General features: G+C 73.6%; 20 protein-coding genes. 12 read left to right on the forward strand and 8 right to left on the reverse strand.

The window, feature by feature from the left end:
- Positions 1–82: 82 nt before the first annotated feature.
- Positions 83–862 carry a DeoR/GlpR family DNA-binding transcription regulator gene (locus tag ACZ4TV_RS27155; protein WP_468137605.1) on the reverse strand — a complete coding sequence of 260 codons (780 nt, stop codon included), beginning with the start codon at positions 860–862 and terminating at the stop codon, positions 83–85.
- Positions 863–1,008: 146 nt separating this feature from the next.
- Here ACZ4TV_RS27155 and ACZ4TV_RS27160 point away from each other — a divergent pair, with 146 nt between their 5' ends.
- The 5 genes from ACZ4TV_RS27160 to ACZ4TV_RS27180 all read left to right on the forward strand — a co-directional run bounded on the left by ACZ4TV_RS27160 (position 1,009) and on the right by ACZ4TV_RS27180 (position 5,750).
- Positions 1,009–1,911, forward strand: a complete 903-nt coding sequence (locus tag ACZ4TV_RS27160; protein WP_468137606.1) for an SIS domain-containing protein — start codon at positions 1,009–1,011, stop codon at positions 1,909–1,911.
- Positions 1,908–2,744: a class II fructose-bisphosphate aldolase gene (locus ACZ4TV_RS27165; RefSeq protein WP_468137607.1), complete on the forward strand. Its 837-nt coding sequence runs from the start codon at positions 1,908–1,910 to the stop codon at positions 2,742–2,744. Before ACZ4TV_RS27160 ends, ACZ4TV_RS27165 begins: the two co-directional genes overlap by 4 nt.
- 19 nt (positions 2,745–2,763) lie before the next feature.
- Positions 2,764–3,288 carry a hypothetical protein gene (locus ACZ4TV_RS27170; RefSeq protein ID WP_468137608.1) on the forward strand — a complete coding sequence of 175 codons (525 nt, stop codon included), beginning with the start codon at positions 2,764–2,766 and terminating at the stop codon, positions 3,286–3,288.
- 119 nt (positions 3,289–3,407) lie between these two features.
- Positions 3,408–4,598 carry an acyl-CoA dehydrogenase family protein gene (locus ACZ4TV_RS27175; protein WP_468137609.1) on the forward strand — a complete coding sequence of 397 codons (1,191 nt, stop codon included), beginning with the start codon at positions 3,408–3,410 and terminating at the stop codon, positions 4,596–4,598.
- A 318-nt stretch (positions 4,599–4,916) separates the two neighbouring features.
- On the forward strand, positions 4,917–5,750 hold the full coding sequence (locus tag ACZ4TV_RS27180; protein WP_468137611.1) for a class II glutamine amidotransferase: 834 nt from the start codon (positions 4,917–4,919) through the stop codon (positions 5,748–5,750).
- Positions 5,751–5,847: 97 nt separating this feature from the next.
- On the opposite strand, the gene ACZ4TV_RS27185 is transcribed toward ACZ4TV_RS27180, so the two are convergent.
- Genes ACZ4TV_RS27185 through ACZ4TV_RS27195 form a run of 3 tightly spaced genes read right to left on the reverse strand, consistent with a single transcriptional unit; the run spans position 5,848 to position 7,983 of the window.
- On the reverse strand, positions 5,848–6,240 hold the full coding sequence (locus tag ACZ4TV_RS27185; protein WP_468137612.1) for a TOBE domain-containing protein: 393 nt from the start codon (positions 6,238–6,240) through the stop codon (positions 5,848–5,850).
- Between the two features lie 53 nt (positions 6,241–6,293).
- The gene (gene lysA, locus ACZ4TV_RS27190; RefSeq protein ID WP_468137613.1) at positions 6,294–7,631 is read right to left on the reverse strand and encodes a diaminopimelate decarboxylase; all 1,338 of its coding nucleotides are present in this window, start codon (positions 7,629–7,631) and stop codon (positions 6,294–6,296) included.
- 13 nt (positions 7,632–7,644) lie between these two features.
- Positions 7,645–7,983 (reverse strand): SAV_915 family protein, encoded by a 339-nt coding sequence (locus ACZ4TV_RS27195; RefSeq protein ID WP_468137614.1) that lies wholly within the window; start codon positions 7,981–7,983, stop codon positions 7,645–7,647.
- A gap of 222 nt (positions 7,984–8,205) precedes the next feature.
- Between ACZ4TV_RS27195 and ACZ4TV_RS27200 the strand changes: the two genes are divergently transcribed.
- Genes ACZ4TV_RS27200 through ACZ4TV_RS27210 form a run of 3 tightly spaced genes read left to right on the forward strand, consistent with a single transcriptional unit; the run spans position 8,206 to position 12,880 of the window.
- Positions 8,206–9,114, forward strand: coding sequence for an oxygenase MpaB family protein (locus tag ACZ4TV_RS27200; RefSeq protein ID WP_468137615.1), 909 nt, complete (start codon positions 8,206–8,208; stop codon positions 9,112–9,114).
- 26 nt (positions 9,115–9,140) lie between these two features.
- Complete coding sequence (locus ACZ4TV_RS27205; RefSeq protein WP_468137616.1) at positions 9,141–11,303, forward strand: serine/threonine-protein kinase; 2,163 nt, start codon at positions 9,141–9,143, stop codon at positions 11,301–11,303.
- Complete coding sequence (locus tag ACZ4TV_RS27210; protein ID WP_468137618.1) at positions 11,300–12,880, forward strand: phytoene desaturase family protein; 1,581 nt, start codon at positions 11,300–11,302, stop codon at positions 12,878–12,880. The genes ACZ4TV_RS27205 and ACZ4TV_RS27210 overlap by 4 nt, the downstream gene beginning before the upstream one ends.
- A gap of 36 nt (positions 12,881–12,916) precedes the next feature.
- Here ACZ4TV_RS27210 and ACZ4TV_RS27215 read toward each other — a convergent pair whose 3' ends face one another.
- Positions 12,917–13,366: a nitroreductase family deazaflavin-dependent oxidoreductase gene (locus tag ACZ4TV_RS27215; protein WP_468137619.1), complete on the reverse strand. Its 450-nt coding sequence runs from the start codon at positions 13,364–13,366 to the stop codon at positions 12,917–12,919.
- A gap of 37 nt (positions 13,367–13,403) precedes the next feature.
- Positions 13,404–14,627, reverse strand: a complete 1,224-nt coding sequence (locus tag ACZ4TV_RS27220; protein ID WP_468137621.1) for an FAD-dependent monooxygenase — start codon at positions 14,625–14,627, stop codon at positions 13,404–13,406.
- 100 nt (positions 14,628–14,727) lie between these two features.
- Here ACZ4TV_RS27220 and ACZ4TV_RS27225 point away from each other — a divergent pair, with 100 nt between their 5' ends.
- From ACZ4TV_RS27225 to ACZ4TV_RS27235, 3 genes are all read left to right on the forward strand, one after another.
- Positions 14,728–15,381 carry a TetR/AcrR family transcriptional regulator gene (locus tag ACZ4TV_RS27225; RefSeq protein WP_468137622.1) on the forward strand — a complete coding sequence of 218 codons (654 nt, stop codon included), beginning with the start codon at positions 14,728–14,730 and terminating at the stop codon, positions 15,379–15,381.
- A 173-nt stretch (positions 15,382–15,554) separates the two neighbouring features.
- The gene (locus ACZ4TV_RS27230; RefSeq protein WP_468137623.1) at positions 15,555–16,637 is read left to right on the forward strand and encodes a mechanosensitive ion channel family protein; all 1,083 of its coding nucleotides are present in this window, start codon (positions 15,555–15,557) and stop codon (positions 16,635–16,637) included.
- Positions 16,638–16,700: 63 nt separating this feature from the next.
- Positions 16,701–17,000, forward strand: coding sequence for a DUF1876 domain-containing protein (locus ACZ4TV_RS27235; protein ID WP_468137624.1), 300 nt, complete (start codon positions 16,701–16,703; stop codon positions 16,998–17,000).
- A gap of 107 nt (positions 17,001–17,107) precedes the next feature.
- Here ACZ4TV_RS27235 and ACZ4TV_RS27240 read toward each other — a convergent pair whose 3' ends face one another.
- Both ACZ4TV_RS27240 and ACZ4TV_RS27245 read right to left on the reverse strand, forming a co-directional pair.
- Positions 17,108–17,380, reverse strand: coding sequence for an SH3 domain-containing protein (locus ACZ4TV_RS27240; RefSeq protein ID WP_468137625.1), 273 nt, complete (start codon positions 17,378–17,380; stop codon positions 17,108–17,110).
- A 185-nt stretch (positions 17,381–17,565) separates the two neighbouring features.
- Positions 17,566–19,446, reverse strand: coding sequence for a serine hydrolase domain-containing protein (locus ACZ4TV_RS27245; protein WP_468137627.1), 1,881 nt, complete (start codon positions 19,444–19,446; stop codon positions 17,566–17,568).
- A gap of 552 nt (positions 19,447–19,998) precedes the next feature.
- On the opposite strand from ACZ4TV_RS27245, the gene ACZ4TV_RS27250 reads away from it, so the two are divergent.
- Complete coding sequence (locus ACZ4TV_RS27250) at positions 19,999–21,114, forward strand: nitronate monooxygenase (protein WP_468137629.1); 1,116 nt, start codon at positions 19,999–20,001, stop codon at positions 21,112–21,114.
- Positions 21,115–21,117: the final 3 nt, after the last annotated feature.

The following is a 21,117-nucleotide window of genomic DNA, read 5'->3' on the forward strand; positions in this document are numbered from 1 at the left end:
CCCCCGGCCCAGGCCCGACCCAGGCCCGGCCCACGCGCAGGCCCGACCCAGGCCCGGCCCAGGCTCCGTCTCCCCCCGCTCCTCACACCCGCACGACCTCCACGCCCGCCGACGCGAAGGCCTCCGCCACGCCCGCCGCCAGGCCCGCGTCCGTGACCAGGACGTCCACCGCGGAGGTCGCGCAGATACGGGCGAAGGCGCGCACGCCCAGCTTGCTGGAGTCGGCCGCGATCACCACCCGGCGGGCCCGCTCGCACAGCAGGCGGTTGACCGAGGCCTCGTCCTCGTGCCGGGTCGCCGCGCCGTCCACCGGGTCGAAGCCGTCCACCCCGAGCACCGCGGTGTCCACCGCGAGCTGCCCGAGGACCTGTTCGGCGAGCGGGCCGGTCAGCTCGTACGACTGGGGGCGGGCGACGCCCCCCGTCAGCACGATCTTGAACTGCGGCCGGATCACCAGCTCGCCCGCGATGTTGAGGGCGTTGGTCACCACGGTGAGCGCCGGCGACCCCTGCGCCAGGTCCGGGCGCCCGGCCAGGGCCCTGGCCACCTCGGTGGTCGTCGTGCCGCCGGTCAGGCCGACGACCTCGCCGGGGGTGATCAGGGCCGCCACCGCCTCGCTGATGCGGGCCTTCTCGGCGGCGCGGCGTGAGGTGCGGTAGCGCAGGGGGAGCTCGTAGGAGACGCCGTGCGGCACCGCCCCGCCGCGCGTGCGGACCAGCAGCTGCTGGTCGGCGAGCTGGTCGAGATCGCGGCGGATGGTCGCGGCGGACACGCCGAGGGCCTCCGCCGCCGGTTCCACCTCCAGCCGGCCCCGCTCCACCAGCAGGTCCAGCAGCGTCTGCCAGCGCTCCTTGCGGGTCATGGGCCGCCCCCTTCGCTCACCATCGGCACTGCCGCAGACATTAACTCAGGCGATCGGCTCGTGGATGCTTGAAGATGCGTGAAAGGGCGGGCTATCTTGCAAGAAAACGCATTCAGACCTGCCTGCCGCCGCCCGAGGGAGCCTGTATGAGCCACGTCGCGTACGAGTTGGGCACGCAGCCCGCATGCTGGGAGCGGGCCGCCGAACTGGCCCCGGCGCAACGGGCGGTGCTGCCGCAGCCGGGGGAGCGTACCGCCATCGTCGGGTGCGGGACCTCGTACTACATGGCCCAGGCGGCCGCCGTGCTGCGCGAGGAGGCCGGGCAGGGGGAGAGCGACGCCTTCCCCGCCTCCGAGTTCCCGCGCCACCGCCGCTACGACCGCGTCATCGCCCTGACCAGGTCCGGCACCACCACCGAGGTACTGGACCTGCTGACCGGGCTGCGGGACGCGGGCGTGCCCACGACCGCCGTCATCGGCGATCCGGCGACCCCGGTGACGGCCCTCGCGGACGCGCTCGTCGTCCTCGACTTCGCCGACGAACAGTCCGTCGTGCAGACCCGTTTCGCGACCACGGCCCTCACCCTGCTGCGCGCCCACCTCGGGCTACACGCCGCAGCCGTGGTCGCCGACGCCCGCACCGCCCTCACCGATCCGCTCCCCGCCGAGCTGGCGAGCCGGGGCCAGTTCACCTTCCTCGGGCGCGGCTGGAGCGTCGGGCTCGCCCACGAGGCCGCGCTGAAGATGCGCGAGGCCTCGCTGTCCTGGGCCGAGTCCTACCCGGCGATGGAGTACCGGCACGGCCCGATCAGCGTCTCCGGTCCCGGCACCGTCACCTGGTCGCTCGGCGAGGCCCCCGACGGGCTCGCCGAGCAGGTGCGGGCTACCGGCTCCCACTGGGTCGCCGGGCGGCTCGACCCCCTCGCCGAACTGGTCCGCGTGCACCGTCTCGCCCTCGCCGTCGCCGCCCGGCAGCAGCTGGATCCGGACGCGCCGCGCAACCTCACCCGCTCGGTGATCCTCGCCACCGGCGAGGAGGCGGTCCGATGAGCCTCGTCTGCGCCGGCACGCTCGTCCTGGAGGCGGCCGGCGCGGGCCGCGCCGTCGCCGCCTTCAACATCATCACCCTGGAGCACGCCGAAGCCGTCGTCGCCGGGGCGGAGGCGGCCGGACTGCCGGTCATCCTGCAACTGAGCGAGAACGCCGTGAAGTTCCGCGGCGGGCGGCTGCTGCCCATCTCCCGGGCCGCCGTCGCCTGTGCGGAGGCCGCCGGGGTTCCCGTCGGCCTGCACCTCGACCACGTCAAGAGCCCCGAGCTGCTCCGGCAGGCCTGCGACGCGGGATACAGCTCGGTGATGTACGACGCCGCGCAGCTCCCGTACGCCGAGAACCTGGAGGCCACCCGCTCCGCCGCCGACTGGGCGCACGCCAACGGGCTGTGGATCGAGGCCGAGCTGGGCGAGGTCGGCGGAAAGAACGGCGCCGCCCCGCTGGACCCGCACGCGCCCGGCGCCCGCACCGACCCCGACGAGGCCCGGCGGTTCGTCGCCGATTCCGGGGTCGACGCGCTGGCCGTCGCCATCGGCAGCAGCCACGCGATGACCAGCCGGACCGCGGCCCTGGACCACCTGCTGCTGGCCCGGCTGGCCAAAGCGGTGGACGTGCCGCTGGTCCTGCACGGCTCCTCCGGGCTGCCGGACGCCGAGCTCGCGGCGGCCGTCACGGGCGGCATCCGCAAGGTCAACATCGGCACCGCGCTGAACGTGGCCATGACCGAGGCGATCCGCACCCACCTGACCCCGGCGGACCCGCGGCCGTACCTGACGGCCGCCCGTACGGCGATGACGGCGACGGCGAAGGCTATGATCAGCGCCCTCAACTGACGGCCATCGGGGGGCGATCGTGGACGCTCGGCGGGGACGCACGCACCGGCGGCGGTTCCTGCTGATCGCCGGCGTCCCGCTGCTGACCCTGGGCGCCGGCACGGCGTACGCCCTGTGGCCGCAGCAGCCGTACCGGCACCCGGTCCGCACGGACCCGGAGCCGCTGAACGCGCGGTTCCGGCCGTATCTGGGCGAGCTGACCGACGCGCACTGGCTGGGCTACGACATCGACGAGAGCCCGGACGACCGGAGCATCCCGAGCCCGGACTCCCGGGTCCGCCTCGTCGGTGTCGCCCACCTGCCGGCCGGCGGCGCGGCCGCGATCCTCCGCAACCCCGACCACACCTTCGGCCCCGCGCCCGCGCCGTCCGCGCTGCCCGCCCCGCTGGAGCCGTACCTGCCCGGCGCCGCGGCCTGGCAGCACAGCCCGCAGTTCGACGCGCACGCGAACCGTCAGACGGCGGACGCGCACGCGTCGGGTGAGTACCTCTTCGACGCGGCGCGCGACCTCGTCTGCTTCGACGTCCTGTACCTCTTCACCTGACGGAGGCGGCGCGCGGGGGCGGCGTACTCCCCGGCCCCTTCCAGTTTTCTGAAACTGGTTCTACTCTGACCGCCGCCACCCCAGCGAACCGGCTGGACCGCGAGACTCCCGGAGGGGCCGTGCACCTCGAATACACGCCTGAGCAGCAGCAGTTGCGCACCGAGCTGCGCGCCTACTTCGCCGAGCTGGTGCCCGAGGACGTCTACGCCCGCTACGAGGACGCGGCCGCCCAGAAACGGTTCTACCGGGAGACCATCCGCCGGCTCGGCGCCGACGGCTGGCTCGGGGTCGGCTGGCCCACGGAGTACGGCGGCCGCGGGATGACCCCGATGGACCAGTTCATCTTCTTCGACGAGGCCGCGCAGGCCGTCGTGCCGCTGCCCCTGATGGCGCTCAACACGGTCGGACCGACCATCATGCAGTTCGGCACCGAGGAGCAGAAGGCGTACTTCCTGCCCAAGATCCTCGCGGGCGAGATCGACTTCGCCATCGGCTACAGCGAACCCGACGCCGGCACCGACCTCGCCGCACTCAGCTGCAAGGCCGTGCGCGAGGGCGACGAGGAGACGGGCACCTACGTCGTCAACGGGCAGAAGATCTGGACCACCAACGGAGACACCGCCGACTGGGTCTGGCTCGCCGTGCGCACCGACCCGGACGCCCCCGCGCACAAGGGCATCACCATGCTCCTCGTACCGACCTCGGACCCCGGCTACTCCTGCACCCTCATCAACACCCTCGCCTCGCACGACACAACCGCCAGCTACTACGAGGACATCCGCGTGCCGGCGAGCCGCCGCGTCGGCCAGGAGAACAAGGGCTGGCGCCTGATCACCAACCAGCTCAACCACGAACGCGTCACCCTGGCCGCGCACGGCACCATGGCCATCCGGGCCCTCCACGACGTCCAGCGCTGGGCCGCCGGAACCAAGCTCGCCGACGGCCGCCGGGTCATCGACCTCTCCTGGGTCCGCGGCCGCCTCGCGCGCACCCACGCCCGGCTCGACGCGATGAAGCTGCTCAACTGGCAGATGGTGGGCGCGGTCCAGGCCGGCACGCTCACCCCGCAGGACGCCTCGGCGGTCAAGGTGTACGGCTCCGAGGCACGCCGTGACGCGTACGCCTGGCTCATGGAGGTCGTCGGCGCGGCCGGCTCCCTCAAGGACGGCTCCGCCGGCGCGGTCCTCCACGGCGAGCTCGAACGCGGCTACCGCAGCGCCGTGATCTTCACCTTCGGCGGGGGCAACAACGAGATCCAGCGCGAGATCATCTCCTGGATCGGCCTGGGCATGCCCCGCGTCCGCCGCTGAGGCCCCTGTGACCGGTTGATCGTCGTGGTCGGCCGGCCAAGGCCCGGCAACCGCAACGACAGCAAGGTGCACAACAGGTCGCACAAAGGTCGCGCCCGCGCCACAGGGCGTCGCGCGCGCGTCCCGAGCTGGACGGTGTTCCCCTCCCGCGTGGCGCGCCCCGGGGCGGGAGCCGAGAATGAGATTGCCGGACAAGATCCACGCGTGGGGCGGTCGCAGCGAAGAGGTGGCGCGCGGGCTCTTCGAGCAGCGCCGCTCCGAGCGATCGGTAAGCACATCTCCTTCCCGGCATGCTGTCAAGGACCCAGGTGATCGCACATGTGCCGATGGCTCGCCTACTCGGGGACACCCATGCTGCTCGACACCATCCTCTACAGACCCGCCCACTCGCTGATCGACCAGAGCCTGCACTCCAAGCTCGGCGTGGAGACCACGAACGGCGATGGCTTCGGCGTCGGCTGGTACTCGGAGGACAACAGCACGCCGGCCCTGCTCCGAGACGTCGGTCCTGCCTGGAACAACCGCAACCTGCGGGAGATGGCGGACCACGTCCGCTCCCCGCTGTTCTTCGCCCACATCCGGGCGTCGACCGGCACGGCGGTGCAGCAGTCGAACTGTCACCCGTTCCGGCATGGCCGCTGGATGTTCATGCACAACGGCGCCATCGCCGGTTTCCACCTGATGCGCCGGGAGCTGACCCTGCTCGTCGACCCCGCGCTGTATTCCGACATCGAAGGGACGACCGACTCCGAGGTGATGTTCCATCTGGCCCTCACCTTCGGCCTGGACCGGGACCCGCCGGCCGCCGTGGCCCAGATGGCCGGGGTCGTGGAGCGCGCCGGGCGCGAGCACGGGATGGAGTTCCCCCTCCAGATGACGCTCGCCATCACCGACGGCGAACGCGTCTGGGCCTTCCGCTACTCCAGCGGGCATGCGTCACGGTCGCTGTTCTACAGCAGCCGCGTGGACGCACTTCGCAGGCTGCACCCCGATGTCGCGTTCCTGCGGGAGATATCCGAGGAGACCCGCCTCATCGTGTCCGAACCCCTGGGTGATCTGCCCGGCGCCTGGAACGAAGTACCGGAAAGCAGCTACGGCGTCGTCCAGCCCGGCGCTGACGAGCTGTACCCCTTCGCCCCGGTGCCCGCATGACACGTGGACGGCCGGCCAAGCACCGATGATCAGGGACAGGGCTCCCAGGGCCTCACCGTCACGTCATGGGATTCGCTCGCCACCCAGGGGGCCGCGTTCAGTCGACGTCGATGTGGACGCTGGTGGACTTCACGCGGGCGACGGCGCGCACGCCGACCGCCAGGCCGAGTTCCTCGACGGCCTCGCGGGTCAGTAGGGAGACCACCCGGTGGGGGCCGGCCTGGATCTCGACCTGGGCGGCGACCTCGCCGAGCGTCACCGCGGTCACGATCCCGGGCAACGCGTTGCGGGCCGAGGTGGCGGACTCGCCGGCATCGGCGGCGGCCTCCCGCGCGAGCTCCACGCAGAAGGCCGCCAGATGAACACCCTCGACCATCCGCCGGTTGCCGTCCCGCAGGGTCGGGAAACGGCCGGCATCGGCCCAGCGGCGCGCGGTGTCGATGCTGACGCGCAGGAGTTGGGCGGCCTCGCCGATCGTGTAGAGCTGCACCCGCCAACTCTATGCCGCCGCCCCCCGCCCCCGCCGCGGGCCGGACAGGCCTACTAGCCGCCGATGTCCCGGCTGCGGAGGTCGTCCAGCGTCTCGCGCCGGACCAGCAGTCGCGCCGTGCCCTCGTGGACCGAGACCACCGGCGGGCGGCCCACGAGGTTGTAACCCGAGGCCATGGACAGCTGGTACGCGCCCGCCACCGGTACCGCGAGCAGATCGCCCGGCCGGACGTCCGCGGGCAGCGGCACGTCCGCGGCCAGGACGTCGCCCGCCTCGCAGTGGCGGCCGACGACCGTGGCCGTACGGGAATCCGCCGCCGAGCGGCGGCCGACGAGGCGGGGCGCGTAGCCGACCCCGTACAGGGCGGGGCGCGGGTTGTCGCTCATGCCGCCGTCGACGGCCACGAACACCCGCTTCCCGGTGTGCTTGACGGCCAGCACCCGGTAGAGGGCCACCCCCGCCGGGCCCACGATCGCGCGCCCGGGCTCGATGACCAGACGGGGCACGGGCAGCCCGGCGGCGGCGCAGCCCGCGGCCAGTTCCGTACGGATCCCGCGCGCGAGGGCGACGGGGTCGAGGGCGGCCTCGCCGGGCCGGTAGGCGACCCCGTGCCCGCCGCCCATGTCCAGCTCGCCGAGCGTGACGCCGTGGCCGTGCCGGACCCGGGCCAGCAGCCCCACCATGCGGCGTACGGCGGCCACGTACGGCTTGACCTCGGTGATCTGAGAGCCGATGTGGCAGTGCAGACCGACGAGGTCGAGCTGCGGCTGGCCCAGTACCCGGGCGATCGCGTGCTGGGCGGAGCCGTCGCCCAGTGACAGGCCGAACTTCTGGTCGTCCGTACCCGTACGGATCTTCTCGTGCCCGCCGGCCGAGATGCCGGGGACCACGCGGACCATGACCTTCTGGTGGCCGCCCGGCCCCACGGCCGCGGCCAGCCGCGCGATCTCCGACGGGCTGTCGATGACGATGCGGCCGACTCCGAGCCGCAGCGCCGCCTCGATGTCGCGGGGCGACTTCGCGTTGCCGTGCAGGACCATCCGCTCGGCGGGAAAGCCGGCGGTGTCGGCGAGTTCGAGCTCGCCGGCGGAGCACACGTCGAGCCCCAGGCCCTCCTCGCCCACCCAGCGCACCACGGCACGGGACAGGAACGCCTTGGCCGCGTACAGCACCTCCGCCTCCGGGAAGGCCTCGCGGTACGTACGGCAGCGCCCGCGCACCTCGCCCTCGTCCAGGACGTAGGCGGGGGTGTCGAACCGGTCGGCGATCTCCGCCAGCGACACCCCGCCGACGGCCAGTCCGCCGTGCGCGAGGCGGACCGTGGAGGCGGGCCAGACGGACAGGTCGTCCTGCGCACCGGCCGCGGCCCCGCGCAGTTCGGTGACGGTCATGGAGACCTCCCCCTCAGTGAGCACGGACCGCGACCTCGCCGGCCGCGCGCACCGGCACCGCGGTGACGGCGGGAGCCGAGAAGGTCGGGTCGATCGTCACCGTCCACGCGCCGAGCGGAGCGGCCAGGGTCCGGAGCGCGGACTCGGAGAGCCGGATCCATGGCTGCCGCGCACCGAGCGTCGCGGCCAGTCGTTCCGGGCGGGTGAATCCGACGGCGGTGCGCCGGCCCAACGGGGTGCGGAACATCCGGAGCACCACCTCCGCGGTTCCCGGCCGGACGGGTACGTACAGGGGTCCGGCCGGGATCCGTTCCTCGGGCTCGGGATCGTCTGCGTACTGGATCAGGCACATGAGGTCCTCCTGGACGGGTCACGAACGGTGGGCGACCGATCGGAGCGGGCGACCGATCGGAGCGGGCGACGCCGACGCTATGCCCCCCGCGACTCCCGCACGCCACCCCCTGGCGGGATCTGACGGGACCTTGACGGCCATCGGCCCGGTTCATACGGATCGCTGACGGCCACCCGATCGGTAGGCTGGAGCCGCCGGGCGCCCGCGACAGGGAGGTACGGGATGGGGAGCACCACGACCGCGGACCCGGGGCTCTACGGCCCGTCGTCCGTCACCTGGCAGTGCCACGGCGACCCGATGATGTGGATCGCCGGGATCCGCGCGCTCTACCTCCAGGCCCTCCATCCGCGCGCCGTCCGCGGGGTCATGGAGAATTCAGCCGCTTTCCAGGGGCAGCGGGGCCGGCACGAGGCCTGGGGCCGGCTTCTGCGCACCGCCGACTTCGTCGGCACCCTCACCTACGGCACCACCGAGGCCGCCGAGCGCGCCGGCAGTCGCGTCCGCGCGATCCACCGCACGCTGTCTGCCACCGACCCGGACACCGGCGAGCGCTTCCCCGTCGACGACCCCGAGCTGCTGCTGTGGATCCACTGCGCGCAGATCGGCAGCTTCCTGCACGTGCTGCGCCGCTCCGGCGTCCCCCTCACACCCGCCCAGGCCGACCGCTACGTCGACGAGAACCGCGTCAACGCCCGCCTCGTCGGCCTCGACCCGGCCGGGGTCCCCGCCGACACCGCGCAGCTCGCCGCCTACTTCGAGACGATCCGCCCCCGGCTCGCCGCCGGCCCCGACGCCCACGCCGTGGACGAGTTCCTGAGCGGCCCGCCCGTCCCTTCCCTCCTCGTGCCTGGCCGAAACCTGCTGTGGCGCCCCATCGCCGGCCTCGCGTACGGTTCCCTCCCCGGCTGGGCACACCAGCTGTACGGGCGGCCCGCACCGGCACCGCGCAGCGTCACCCGGCGCCTGCGCCTCACCGGACGCGTGCTGCGCAGCATTCCCGCAGGTCTGCGCTGGCAGCTGCCGCCAGGTCACATCTTGAAAGCGATGCGCCGCATGGGCCCCGGGAGCCGCCCCTCTCCGTACACACTGCGTACATCAGCGGCCATACTGGACCGGCCGGGGAGGGCGTAGCACGACAACAGGGGCGGCTTTAAGACATGGCGGAGTCCAGACTGATCCAGGGCCGGTACCGGTCGCTCGATCTGATCGGGCGCGGCGGCATGGGCGAGGTGTGGCGCGCCCGCGACGAATCGCTGGGCCGGCAGGTCGCCGTGAAGTGCCTCAAGCCGATCGGGGCCGAGCAGGACGCCCACTTCACCCAGGTGCTGCGCGAGCGGTTCCGGCGCGAGGCGCGCGTGGCCGCGTCCCTCCAGCACCGAGGGGTCACGGTCGTCCACGACTTCGGCGACGACAGCGCCGCCGGCGGTCCCCTCTACCTGGTGATGGAGCTCCTCGAAGGCCGCAACCTCAGCCAGCTCCTGGAGGACAACGAGACCCGCCCGCTCCCCGTGGACGTGGTCGTCGACATCGCGGAGCAGATGGCCGCCGCCCTCGGCTACACCCACGACCAGGGCGTCGTCCACCGCGACCTGAAGCCCGCCAACATCATGCGGCTCACCGACGGCACCGTGAAGATCTGCGACTTCGGCATCGCCCGCCTCGCCCACGACATCGGCTTCACCGCCAAGCTCACCGGCGGCGCCATGGCCATGGGCACCCCGCACTACATGTCGCCCGAGCAGATCGCGGGCGGCGAGGTCGACCACCGCAGCGACCTCTACTCCCTCGGCTGCGTCCTGTACGAGATCGCCACCGGCGCCCCGCCCTTCGACCTCGGCGACTCCTGGTCGGTGCTGGTCGGCCACCGTGACACCCCGCCCGTGCCGCCGCGCGAGCACCGTCCCGAACTGCCCGGCTACTTCGAGCAGGTGGTCCTGGACCTGCTCGCCAAGCGCCCCGAGGACCGGCCGGGCGACGCCCGCCACGTGCACCACCGGCTCGTCGAGGCACGCCTGGGACCGGGCGCGCTGCCCGGCGCCCAGGCCCCGCTCCCGGCCTGGGCCCGCGGTATGACCGCCGGGCGCAAGGCCGGGATCGACGCCCGTCCCGCGAGCGGCGAATGGGCCGTGCTCACCGGCTCCTGGACAGCCCGCCCCAGCGGCCGCCAGCCCGTCCTCCCGCACCCGGGGGGCGAACACCCGCCGGTGCGCCCCGACGCCCCCGCCGCCCACGTCACCCCCGGCGCCCCCGCCGCCGTCATGGCCCCCGTCGCCCCCATCGTCCGTCCCGAACCCGCCGAGGACCCGCGGCTCACCGCGGCGTACGGTCTCCCGCGCGTCCCCGGCCCCCGGGAGACCGGCCCCGACGCGCTCGCCGCCGGCCACGCCCGCGCCTACGCCCTCAGCCGCGCCGGTCGGCCCGAGGAAGCGCTCGCCGTGTACGCGGCCGTGGCCGAGGGACGCGCCCGGGTACTCGGCCCGGACCACGCCGACACCCTCGCGGCGCGCCAGGAAACGGCGTACGAGACGGGCCGGCTCGGACGCCACCAGGAGGCGCACGACATCTACCGCGCGGTGCTCGTCGCCCGCGAGCGGACCATGGGGCCGCTGCACCCCGACACCCTGCGCTGCCGTCACAACCTGGCCTGCGCCCTGGGGGCGCTGGGCCGCTTCGCGGAGGCCCACGCCACCGCGGCCGAGGTCGCCGCCGACCGCGCGGCCGTCCTCGGCGCCGAGCACGCGGACACCCTGCTGACCCGGTACGAGGCGGCGTACGCGCTCGGCCGCCTGGACCGCTGGCAGGAGGCCCTGGCCGGTTTCCGCGAGGTCGCCGCCGTACGGGAACGGGTACTCGGCCGCGACCACCCCGACACCCTGGCCGCACGCTACGAGGTCGGCATCGCGCTCGGCCGCACCGGCAGCAGCGCCCAGGCCCTCGAACTGTTCCGGGCCCTGGTCCGCGACCGCACCCGCGCCTACGGGGCCACCGACCCCGAGACGCTCCGCGCCCGGCACGTCCTCGGGGTCAATCTCGGCCGCCTGGACCGCTGGGAGGAGGCGGTCGCCGAGGCCCGGGAGGTGGGCGCCGCACGGGCCGAGGTGCTCGGCGCCGAGCACCCCGACACCCTCGTCAGCCGCCGGGAACTCGCCGTCGGGCTGGGCCGGCTGGGCCGCTGGGAGGAGGCGCTGCCCCTCTACCGGGACCTCTCCGGCATCCGCGAGCGGTCCCTGGGCGACGAGCATCCCGACACGGCGCTGGCCCACGCCGACGAGGCCTACTGTCTGGAGCGGCTCGGCCAGGTGTGCTACCAAGAGCCATGACAGCCATGCGGGGCTCCAGTGGATTCCGACGCGACGTCTACGACGACGTGATCGTGGGCGGCGGGCACAACGGCCTGGTGGCGGCCGCGTACCTGGCCCGCGCGGGCCGGTCGGTGCTGGTCCTGGAGCGGCTCGGGCGCACCGGCGGGGCGGCGATCTCCAGCCGCCCCTTCGTGGGGGTCGACGCCCGCCTCTCGCGCTACTCGTACCTCGTCTCCCTGCTCCCGGAGAAGATCGTGCGCGACCTGGACCTGAGGTTCGCGGTACGCAGGCGCACGATCTCCTCGTACACGCCCGTCGAGCGCGACGGGCGGCCCGGCGGGCTGCTCGTCGGCGGCGGCGAGCAGCGCACCCGGGAGTCCTTCGCGCGACTGACCGGCTCGGACCGGGAGTACGAGAGCTGGCGCGCCTTCTACGCCACCACCGGGCGGGTCGCCGAGAAGGTGTTCCCGACCCTGACCGAGCCGTTGCCCACCCGGGAGGAGCTGCGGGCCCGGATCGACGACGAGGCGGCGTGGCGGATGCTCTTCGAGGAGCCGCTGGGGCAGGCGGTGGAGCGGCACTTCGCCGATGACCTGGTCCGCGGGGTGGTCCTCACGGACGGGCTGATCGGCACCTTCGCGGACGCGCACGACCCCTCCCTCGCGCAGAACCGCTGTTTCCTCTACCACGTCATCGGCGGCGGGACCGGGGACTGGAACGTGCCGGTCGGCGGCATGGGTGCCCTGACGGACGCCCTCGCGGCGGCCGCGCGGGCGGCCGGGGCGGAGATCGCCACCGGCCACGAGGTGCTGCGGATCGACACGGACGGGATCGCTCCGGCCGAGGTGGTGTTCCGCACGGCGACCGGGGAGGGACGGGTCGTCGGCCGCACGGTGCTGGTGAACGCCTCGCCGCGGGCGCTGGCCGAACTCCTCGGCGAGACCCCGCCCCGGGACACGGCAGCCGAGGGCGCCCAGCTCAAGGTCAACATGCTGTTGCGGCGGCTGCCCCGGCTGCGGGACACCGCCGTGGAGGCGCGCGAGGCCTTCGGCGGCACCTTCCACATCGCCGAGGGGTACGCCGAGCTGGCCAGGGCCTACGCGGAGGCCGCCGCCGGGGAACTGCCCTCCGTACCGCCCTCGGAGATCTACTGCCACTCGCTGACGGACCCGACGATCCTCGGACCGGAGCTGGTGGAGCAGGGCTACCAGACGCTCACCCTCTTCGGCCTGCACACCCCGGCCCGGCTGTTCGGACACGACAACCAGCAGGCCCGTGAGGTGCTGCTGACCGCCACCCTCGCGCAGCTCGACGCGCACCTGGCCGAACCGCTCACCGACTGCCTGGCCTTCGACGCGGACGGCCGTCCGTGCATCGAGGCCAAGACCCCGCAGGACCTGGAGCGCGAACTGCGGCTACCCGGGGGCCACATCTTCCACCGGGACCTGTCCTGGCCCTACGCCGACCCGGGCGGCCGGTGGGGCGTGGAGACCGCCCACCGCAACGTCCTGCTGTGCGGTGCGGGGGCGGTCCGCGGCGGCGGCGTCAGCGGGGTCCCCGGGCACAACGCGGCGATGGCGGTGCTGGGGCACTAGCTGGGGCACTAGCTGGGGCACTAGGGGGTGCCGAACCTACCCGTGGGGCTCGATGACCACGATCGGGATCTCGCGGTCCGTCTTGCTCTGGTACTCGTCGTACGAGGGCCAGTGCCGCAGCATCAGCGGCCAGTAGGCGGCGCGCTCCTCGGAGTTCGCGGTGCGGGCCGTGCCCTGGAGGGTCTCGGCGCCGACCTGGACGCGGACCTCGGGGTGCGCGGTCAGGTTCCGGAACCAGAGCGGGTGCTCGTGGTCGCCGCCGTTGGAGGCGACGAGCAGGTAACGGCCGTCGGCCTCACCGTAGATGAGGGGGGTGCGCACCGGGTTGCCGGAGACCCGGCCCACGGTGGTGAGCAGGAGGGTCTGGGTGCCGTTCCAGTACTGGCCCTCGGAACCGTTGGAGGCCACGTACTGCTTGACGTGGTCCAGCTGCCAGCTCCCTGCCCTGGGGTCGGTCGGGTTGTCCCAGTCGATGTCCGTCGTCATGGGGTCTGCCTGCCTTCGTATTGAACGGTCAACAACCTCACCGACGGGTCACAACGCCCGCGGGTGCGCGGTCCATTCCGCCCGGAAGGGTGAATCCGTTCAGGAGGTCGTCCATCGCCCGGTGCGCGGCGCGGGCCGGGGTGACACGGACGGCGAAGTCGCGGACGGCCACCGCGAGGGGGTGGGAGAGGGCGGCGACGCGGCCCGCACGGCGGGCGCGGACGCGGATGGCGTCGGTGCGCGCGCAACGGGCCGCGCTGTAGGCGGCGAGAGCGGCCGCAATGCTCTCGCCCGCGCCGCCCGCGCCGCCCGCGCCGTCCAGCAGATGGGCGAGGACCGCGGCGTCCTCGATGGCCTGGCAGCCGCCCTGCCCCAGGTTGGGGGTCATGGCGTGGGCGGCGTCGCCGAGCCAGGCGAGGCGCCCGTGGTGGAAGCGGGGGAGCGGGGCCGCCAGGTCGTACAGGTCGTGCTGGAGCACGGCCGCCGGGTCGATCCGCTCCAGCAGGGCCGGGATCGGGTCGTGCCAGGTGCCGTAGCGGCGCAGCAGCTCGGTACGGACGTCGGCGGGGCGGTAGCCCTCGGGGGCCACGGCGGTGGCGTAGACGTAGGTCCGGCCGTCGGCGAGCGGGACGACGCCGAAGCGTTCGCCGCGGCCCCAGGTCTCGGCGGTCGCCGCCCCGGTGCGGCCCGCCGCGGCGGGCAGGACGGTGCGCCAGGCCGTCTCCCCGCTGTAGCGCAGGCCGGGGTGGTCGGGGAAGTACTGGCTGCGGAGCGGGCTGCGGATGCCGTCGGCGGCCAGCACGAGGTCGGCGCCGCCGAGGTCGCCGGCCGAGGTGCGGACCAGCGGGGCACGGTCGGCGCCCTCCACCGAGGTGACGGCGACGCCGTACCGGATCGTCCCCGCGGGGAGCGCGGCGGCCAGGGCGTCGGCGAGGGCCGAGCGGTGCACGGCGAGAGGCGGACCGCCGTAACGGGCGGCGAGCGCGGCGGTGTCCGCGCGGCTCAGCCAGCGGCCGTCCGCGCGGCGCAGGCCCATCGCGGTGGGGACGGCGCGGCCCGTGGAGCGGGTGACGTCGAAGCCGATGACGCCGAAGGCGCGCAGGGCGTTGGGGGCGAGGACGATCCCGGCTCCGACGGCGCTGCGACCGGGGGCCCGCTCGCACACGGTGACCCGCCAGCCCCGGCGGTGCAGGGCCACGGCCGCCGTGAGTCCACCGATCCCCGCACCTGCCACGACCACGTGACGTTGACGTGCCGACATGACGAGCCCCCCTCTTTCCGCTCTTCGCGCGCTACTCGTGCGCCGAATCCTCTACATCCGTAGAGTCGATGCCCTCACTCTACAGCTGTAGAGTGAGCTGATGTCCAGCCCACGCACCTCCCGCACCGCCCGCACGTCACGCACGGGACGTGTGAGCCCGCACACCGCGGATCGCAGAACGCTGATCGCCGACACCGCGATCGAGCTCGTGGCCGCCGCCGGGCTCCGGGGCCTGACCCACCGCGCGGTCGACGGCGCGGCCCGGCTGCCGGCGGGCAGCACCTCGTACTACTTCCGGACGAGGACGGCCCTGATCGGCGCCTGCTACCAGCGGCTGGCGGAGCTGGACCTCGGCGACCTCGACGGCGAGAGCCCGCCCGCGCCCCCGGTGCCGCCCGACCGGGAGACGGCCGCGGCCGCGCTGGCCGGCCTCCTGCACCGCTGGCTGACGGTGGGGCGGGAGCGCCAGCTGGCCCGCTTCGAACTCAGCCTGGAGGCGGCGCGCAATCCCGAACTGGAGGCGGATTTCCACCGGGCGGGACAGGGGGCCCGCGCCCGGGCCGCGGGCATGCTCGCCGCGCTCGGCGCCGACCGGCCCGAGGAGGCCGCCGAACTGCTGGTCGCCTGGACGGACGGGCTCCTCTACGACCGGCTGGCGGGCGCCCTCGCCCGCTCCCGGCCCGCCCCGGACCTGGCCGAACTGGCCTCCGTCACACGCCGGATGCTCGACGCGGCCCTGACGGACCCGCTCTAAGAGCCCTGTGGTGCATGGGGCAGGATGGCAGTCCGGTTCGCGTGCGTACACACGCCCGAACGGACCCCCGCACCGCACGATCTGACAGGTGGAAAAGTGACGACACACCACATACGGCGGGCGGCTGCCCCCTTCGCCGTTTCCCCGGCACACCGCGGTCCGGAGGGAATCCTTTGAGCCGGGACCTCGTCCTGCACGACTGGGTGGTGGCCGCCATCGCGCTGGCGGCGGGCGTCGCGGCCGGGTTGCTGCTGCGCGCCGTCCTGCGGTGGCTGGGCAAGCACGCGAGCAGGACGGCATGGACCGGTGACGATGCCATCGTCGACGCGCTGCGCACCCTCGCGCCCTGGGCGGCCGTCATCGGGGGCGCCGCCGCTGCGGCCTCGGCGCTTCCGCTGACCACGCGGGTCACGGGGCTCGTGAACCGGTCGCTGACCGCCCTGCTCATCCTCATCGCGACCGTCGCGGCGGCCAGGGTCATCGCGGGGCTCGTACAGTCACTGGCGCAGTCCCGTACGGGAGTGGCCGGATCGGCCACCATCTTCGTCAACATCACGCGCGTCGTCGTACTGACCATGGGCGCACTCGTCGCACTCGAAACCATGGGCGTGTCCATCGCGCCGCTGCTCACCGCTCTCGGAGTGGGCGGCCTCGCGGTGGCCCTGGCGCTGCAGGACACCCTCGCCAACCTCTTCGCGGGCGTGCACATCCTCGCCTCGAAGACGGTGCAGCCCGGTGACTACATCCGGCTCAGCAGCGGGGAGGAGGGCTACGTCGTCGACATCAACTGGCGCAACACCGTGGTGCGCAACCTGTCGAACAACCTGGTGATCATCCCCAACGGGCGCCTCGCGCGGACCAACATGACCAACTTCACCCAGCCGGAACAGCGGTTGTCGATCCTCGTCCAGGTGGGTGTCGGCTACGACAGCGACCTGGAGCACGTCGAACGGGTCACCCTCGATGTCGTCGACGGCGTGATGGCCGACGTCTCCGGAGGGGTCGCCGACCACGAGGCCGCCGTCCGCTTCCACACGTTCGCGGACTCCAGGATCGACTTCACGGTGATCCTGGGCGTGGGGGAGTTCAGCGACCAGTACCGGATCAAGCACGAGTTCATCAAGCGGCTGCACGAGCGGTACCGGGCGGAGGGGATCTCCATCCCCGCCCCCACGCGGACGGTCTCGGTCCAGCCGTGGGGGGCTGCGCTCCCGCACCAGCGCGAGGCTCCGGACTCGGTGCTGGCCGAGCGCTGAGTCTGGGATGGCCGAATGCGCCCGCTCGGAGGGATCCTGTAATCAGCCGGGAGGAGGCACGCGATGACACACGCCGAAGAGTGGAAAGTGGGCGTCTACCTGACCGAGGAGGACGGCAAGACCAAGGCCCGGGCGGTACTCGACAACGGAAAGACGAAGATGGTGGGCCGCGGCACGGCGCGCTGCAATCCCCAGGACGTGGAGATCCCCGCGATCGGTGACGAGCTCGCGGCGAGCCGGGCCATGCGGGACCTGGCCGGTCAGCTGATGCGGGCCGCCGACCGGGACCTGGCCGAGGTGGGCGCCGTGCCCACCCCGCCTCGCACCGGCTACGGGTGGCCGGAGGACGCGGACCAGGCCTGATCCGAAGAACCGGCCCAGGGCGTTTCCACAGCCCGGTCCGGTCCCGGGGACAGCCACGGGGGCTGCCCCCGGGACGGCTGTGGGCCCCCGAGGGGGCCGGTCCGCCGTCAGCCCTGAGGGGCGGCCGGTTCGACGTCCTTGGACAACGGCACTTCTCCGGTGTTGTCGACGTGCCGGGCGGCGACCCACGCGGCCTTGTCGCGCAGCAGGTACCAGATGCTGTTGCCGTCGATGGTCTGGGCGTGCACCTTGCTGTGCAGACCGACCTCGGCGCCGTGGCTCAGGTTGCCGACGACGGAGGAGTCCGTGCTCGGATACTTCCGCAGGTTGACGCCGGCGGCGCTGACGACGGTGCCGAACGGCCGGGGTGGACTGGGCATCATGACCTCCAGGGGAACGCCGGAGTGGCGGGACACCGTCCGGTATCCGGACGGGTTGCTCGCACGGTAAGGCCGATTCCCGCCGGGGAGCCGGAGGCGTGCGGAGCACGCCACGACCGGCGCCCGCGCGTCATTCCGATGGTTCCGTCCCTCAGTGGCCCATGCCCGGGGCCTCCGGACACCCCCTAGTCCGAGGACCGGGTCCAGCCGATGGCCTGGAGCCGGGCGGCGTCGGCGGGGCGGTCCTCCGCGAAGAGCAGGCGGGCCGGTTCCGCCACGCGTACGAGGTCCACGTAGACCCCGCGCCCGACGTAGCGGCCGGTCGCGGCGTGGCGGAAGCGCAGTCGCACCTCGCGGCCCGCCCAGGTGGCCGTCAGGGGGGCTTCCAGGCGGTGCCAGATGCGGCCGGACCAGCCGCCCGCGGAGCCTCGCGGCCAGTCCTCGGGGGCGCCGCCGGTGGACCGCAGGGTGCTGAAGGGCAGCGGCTCCCAGGTCTCCCCGTCGGCGGAGACCTCCAGGTGGAAGGCGCCCTCGCCGGGCACGGTGTCCCACCACACGGAGCAGCGCAGCCGGGCGGCGGCGGTGGCCGGGGTGAGCGGCGGCAGGGTGAGGGTGCCCGAGCCGCCCGGGGTGATCCCGGAGAACCAGGCCGCGCCGCCGTGCCGCGTGCGCACCGGGACGGCCCGGGCGAAGCGGCTGCCGACGGCGACCCGCGGCGCGCTGCCGGCACGCCAGGTGCGCACGGGGTGGACGGAGTTGCCCAGCAGGATCAGGAAGGAGTCGGTGGAGGGGTCGAGGACGAGGGAGGTACCGGTGAAGCCGGTGTGGCCGGCGGAGTGCGGGGTGGCCATGGCGCCCATGTACCAGTGCTGGTAGAGCTCGAAGCCGAGACCGTGGTCGTCGCCGGGGAAGGCCGTGTTGTAGTCGGTGAAGAGCAGTTCGACGGAGGCGGGGCGCAGGATGCGCTTGCCCGCGTAGACCCCGCCGTCGAGGAGGGCGCGGGCGAGGACGGCCAGGTCGAAGGCGGTGCCGAAGACCCCGGCGTGGCCGGCGACGCCGCCGAGCGCGTACGCGTTCTCGTCGTGGACCTCGCCCCACACCAGCCCGCGGTCCAGCCCCGACCAGGGCGGGCGCTGCACCTCGGTGGCGGCGGTGATCCGGCGCCAGGAGAGCGGTGGGTTGTAACGAGTGCGGTGCATCCCGAGCGGAGCAGTGATCTCGTCGCGGAGCAGGACATCCAGAGTGCGACCGGTGATCTGTTCCAGGAGCAGCTGGAGTGCGATGAGGTTCAGGTCGGAGTACCGGTAGACGGTTCCGGGAGTCTCCTGCGGCCTGACCGACCACAGCAGCCTCAGCCGCCCCTCGCGTGTGGACTCCTGGTAGAAGGGAGCCCACGAGCGCAGCCCCGAGGTGTGCGTGAGCAGCTGACGGACCGTGATCAGCTCCTTCCCGCCCCCGGTGAACTCCGGTAGGTACCGGCGTACCGGAGCCTCCAGTTCCAGGCGCCCGCGCTCCATCTGCTGAACGGCCAGGATCGAGGTGAACAGCTTGGTCAGCGAGGCCAGGTCGAAGACGGTGTCCTCGGTCATCGCGATCCGCTCGGCCGCCGGGAACTCCCGGGCCCGGTCGGTGCGCCCGTCGTAGTCCGTGTACCGGACGGCGTCGCCCATGGCGCGGTGCAGGGCGATGGTGCGGCCCCGGCCGGCGAGGACCACCGCCCCGGCGTAGTAGGGGTGCTCGGGGGAGGGGCCGAGGAACCGCCGGGCCTCGTCGGCCACGCCCTCCAGGTGCCGCTCCAGCAGCCCGGCCTGGCGCGCGGACCCGTACCGGAGCCGCAGTCCCTGGAGCGCGCGCCGCTCGGCCGGGTTGCTCGCCGCACCGGCGGCGCCGGGGAGTGCGGCGTGCAGGAGGAGTACGCCGCCGAGCGCGAGCAGCCGGGCGCCCAGCCGTCGCCGGCTGGGAGCGCCGCTGATGCCGGTGCCGGTGCCCGTGTCGATGCCGCCTTGCCCGCCCGTGCCGGCCGGTCCTCCGCCCGTCGATCCGTCACGCCCCGTACCTGCCGTCATGTCCGACCTCCTGTCCGTTGTCCGAGTCCGCCTGCGGCGCCGTTTCCCAGGGCTCCGCCCCGGACCCCGCGCCTCAAACGCCGGCGGGGCTGAAGGAGCGGGCTCCGCCCCGGGCCCCGCGCCTCCGACGCCGGCGGGGCTGGAGTTGCCCGGCGGGCTGAAGGAGCGGGCTCCGCCCCGGACCCCGCGCCTCAAACGCCGGCGGGGCTGGAGTTGCCCGGCGGCGCTGAAGGAGCGGGCTTCGCCCCTGGCCCCGCGCCTCAAACGCCGGCGGGGCTGGAGTTGCCCGGCGGGGCTGAAGGAGCGGGCTCCGGGGCGGAGCCCAGGCCCCCAACGGCCGCTGGGCTGGAGCTGCCCGGCGGGGTTGGAGTTGCCCGGGGAGGGCTGGAATTGCCCCGGGAGGGTTGGATGAGGCTGGGTCGGGTTTGCCGCACGCTAGTGGGTATCTGCCCGGCCGTCGGGCATCGGCCGCACCGGCCGGCCCGTAAAGAATCTGACACTGCATCAGAAAATCTCTTCCCTCGCATGCCGGGCTGCGGCATCCTGCCGCCCATGGAGACGGAGCTGAGCAAGAAACTGGGAGTCGAACACGCCATCTTCGGCTTCACGCCCTTCCCGGCGGTGGCCGCCGCCATCACCCGCGCGGGCGGATTCGGGGTACTCGGCGCGGTCCGCTACACCGCCCCCGACGACCTGAGGCGCGACCTCGACTGGATGCAGGCGCACACCGACGGCAAGCCCTACGGCCTCGACGTCGTCATGCCCGCCAAGAAGGCCGTCGACGGCGTCAGCGAGGCCGACATCGAGGCGATGATCCCGGCCGGGCACCGCGCCTTCGTCCGCGAGACCCTCGCCAAGCACCACGTGCCCGAGCTCGCCGAGGGCGAGGCCTCCGGCTGGCGGATCACCGGCTGGATGGAGCAGGTCGCCCGCAACCAGCTCGACGTCGCCTTCGACTACCCCGTCAAACTCCTGGCGAACGCCCTCGGTTCCCCGCCCGCCGACGTCATCGCGCGCGCCCACGACCACGGCGTCCTCGTCGCCGCCCTCGCCGGCAGCGCCAAACACGCCCGCCGCCACGCCGAAGCCGGCATCGACATCGTCGTCGCCCAGGGCTACGAGGCCGGCGGCCACACCGGCGACATCGCCACCATGGTCCTCGTCCCCGAGATCGTCGAGGCCGTCGCCCCGCTCCCGGTGCTCGCCGCCGGCGGCATCGGCAGCGGCGAGCAGATCGCCGCCGGGCTCGCCCTCGGCGCGCAGGGCGCCTGGCTCGGCTCCCTCTGGCTCACCACCACCGAGGCCGACCTGCACTCGCGCGCCCTCACCGAGAAACTGCTCGCCGCCAGCTCCGGCGACACCGTCCGCTCCCGGGCCCTCACCGGCAAGCCCGCCCGCCAGCTGCGCACCGAGTGGACCGACGCCTGGGACGACCCGCAGGGCCCGGGCGCGCTCCCCATGCCACTCCAGGGCCTGCTCGTGGCCGAGGCCGTCTCCCGGATCCAGAAGTACGAGGTCCAGCCGCTGCTCGGTACGCCCGTCGGCCAGATCGTCGGCCGGATGAACAGCGAGCGCAGCGTCCAGGCCGTCTTCGACGACCTCACCAGCGGGTTCGAGCGGGCGATCGACCGCGTCAACCGGATCGCCGGCCGAGTCCGAGAGGTGTGACCG

It is taken from the genome of Streptomyces sp. NPDC028910 (genome assembly GCF_055564955.1).

Bases quoted from the DNA above. Each gene is read 5' to 3' on its own strand.
- ACZ4TV_RS27155 (WP_468137605.1), bottom strand. From the start codon at position 862: ATGACCCGCAAGGAGCGCTGGCAGACGCTGCTGGACCTGCTGGTGGAG.
- ACZ4TV_RS27160 (WP_468137606.1), top strand. From the start codon at position 1,009: ATGAGCCACGTCGCGTACGAGTTGGGCACGCAGCCCGCATGCTGGGAG.
- ACZ4TV_RS27165 (WP_468137607.1), top strand. From the start codon at position 1,908: ATGAGCCTCGTCTGCGCCGGCACGCTCGTCCTGGAGGCGGCCGGCGCG.
- ACZ4TV_RS27180 (WP_468137611.1), top strand. From the start codon at position 4,917: ATGTGCCGATGGCTCGCCTACTCGGGGACACCCATGCTGCTCGACACC.
- lysA (WP_468137613.1), bottom strand. From the start codon at position 7,631: ATGACCGTCACCGAACTGCGCGGGGCCGCGGCCGGTGCGCAGGACGAC.
- ACZ4TV_RS27195 (WP_468137614.1), bottom strand. From the start codon at position 7,983: ATGTGCCTGATCCAGTACGCAGACGATCCCGAGCCCGAGGAACGGATC.
- ACZ4TV_RS27200 (WP_468137615.1), top strand. From the start codon at position 8,206: ATGGGGAGCACCACGACCGCGGACCCGGGGCTCTACGGCCCGTCGTCC.
- ACZ4TV_RS27205 (WP_468137616.1), top strand. From the start codon at position 9,141: ATGGCGGAGTCCAGACTGATCCAGGGCCGGTACCGGTCGCTCGATCTG.
- ACZ4TV_RS27210 (WP_468137618.1), top strand. From the start codon at position 11,300: ATGACAGCCATGCGGGGCTCCAGTGGATTCCGACGCGACGTCTACGAC.
- ACZ4TV_RS27215 (WP_468137619.1), bottom strand. From the start codon at position 13,366: ATGACGACGGACATCGACTGGGACAACCCGACCGACCCCAGGGCAGGG.
- ACZ4TV_RS27220 (WP_468137621.1), bottom strand. From the start codon at position 14,627: ATGTCGGCACGTCAACGTCACGTGGTCGTGGCAGGTGCGGGGATCGGT.
- ACZ4TV_RS27225 (WP_468137622.1), top strand. From the start codon at position 14,728: ATGTCCAGCCCACGCACCTCCCGCACCGCCCGCACGTCACGCACGGGA.
- ACZ4TV_RS27235 (WP_468137624.1), top strand. From the start codon at position 16,701: ATGACACACGCCGAAGAGTGGAAAGTGGGCGTCTACCTGACCGAGGAG.
- ACZ4TV_RS27240 (WP_468137625.1), bottom strand. From the start codon at position 17,380: ATGCCCAGTCCACCCCGGCCGTTCGGCACCGTCGTCAGCGCCGCCGGC.
- ACZ4TV_RS27245 (WP_468137627.1), bottom strand. From the start codon at position 19,446: ATGACGGCAGGTACGGGGCGTGACGGATCGACGGGCGGAGGACCGGCC.
- ACZ4TV_RS27250 (WP_468137629.1), top strand. From the start codon at position 19,999: ATGGAGACGGAGCTGAGCAAGAAACTGGGAGTCGAACACGCCATCTTC.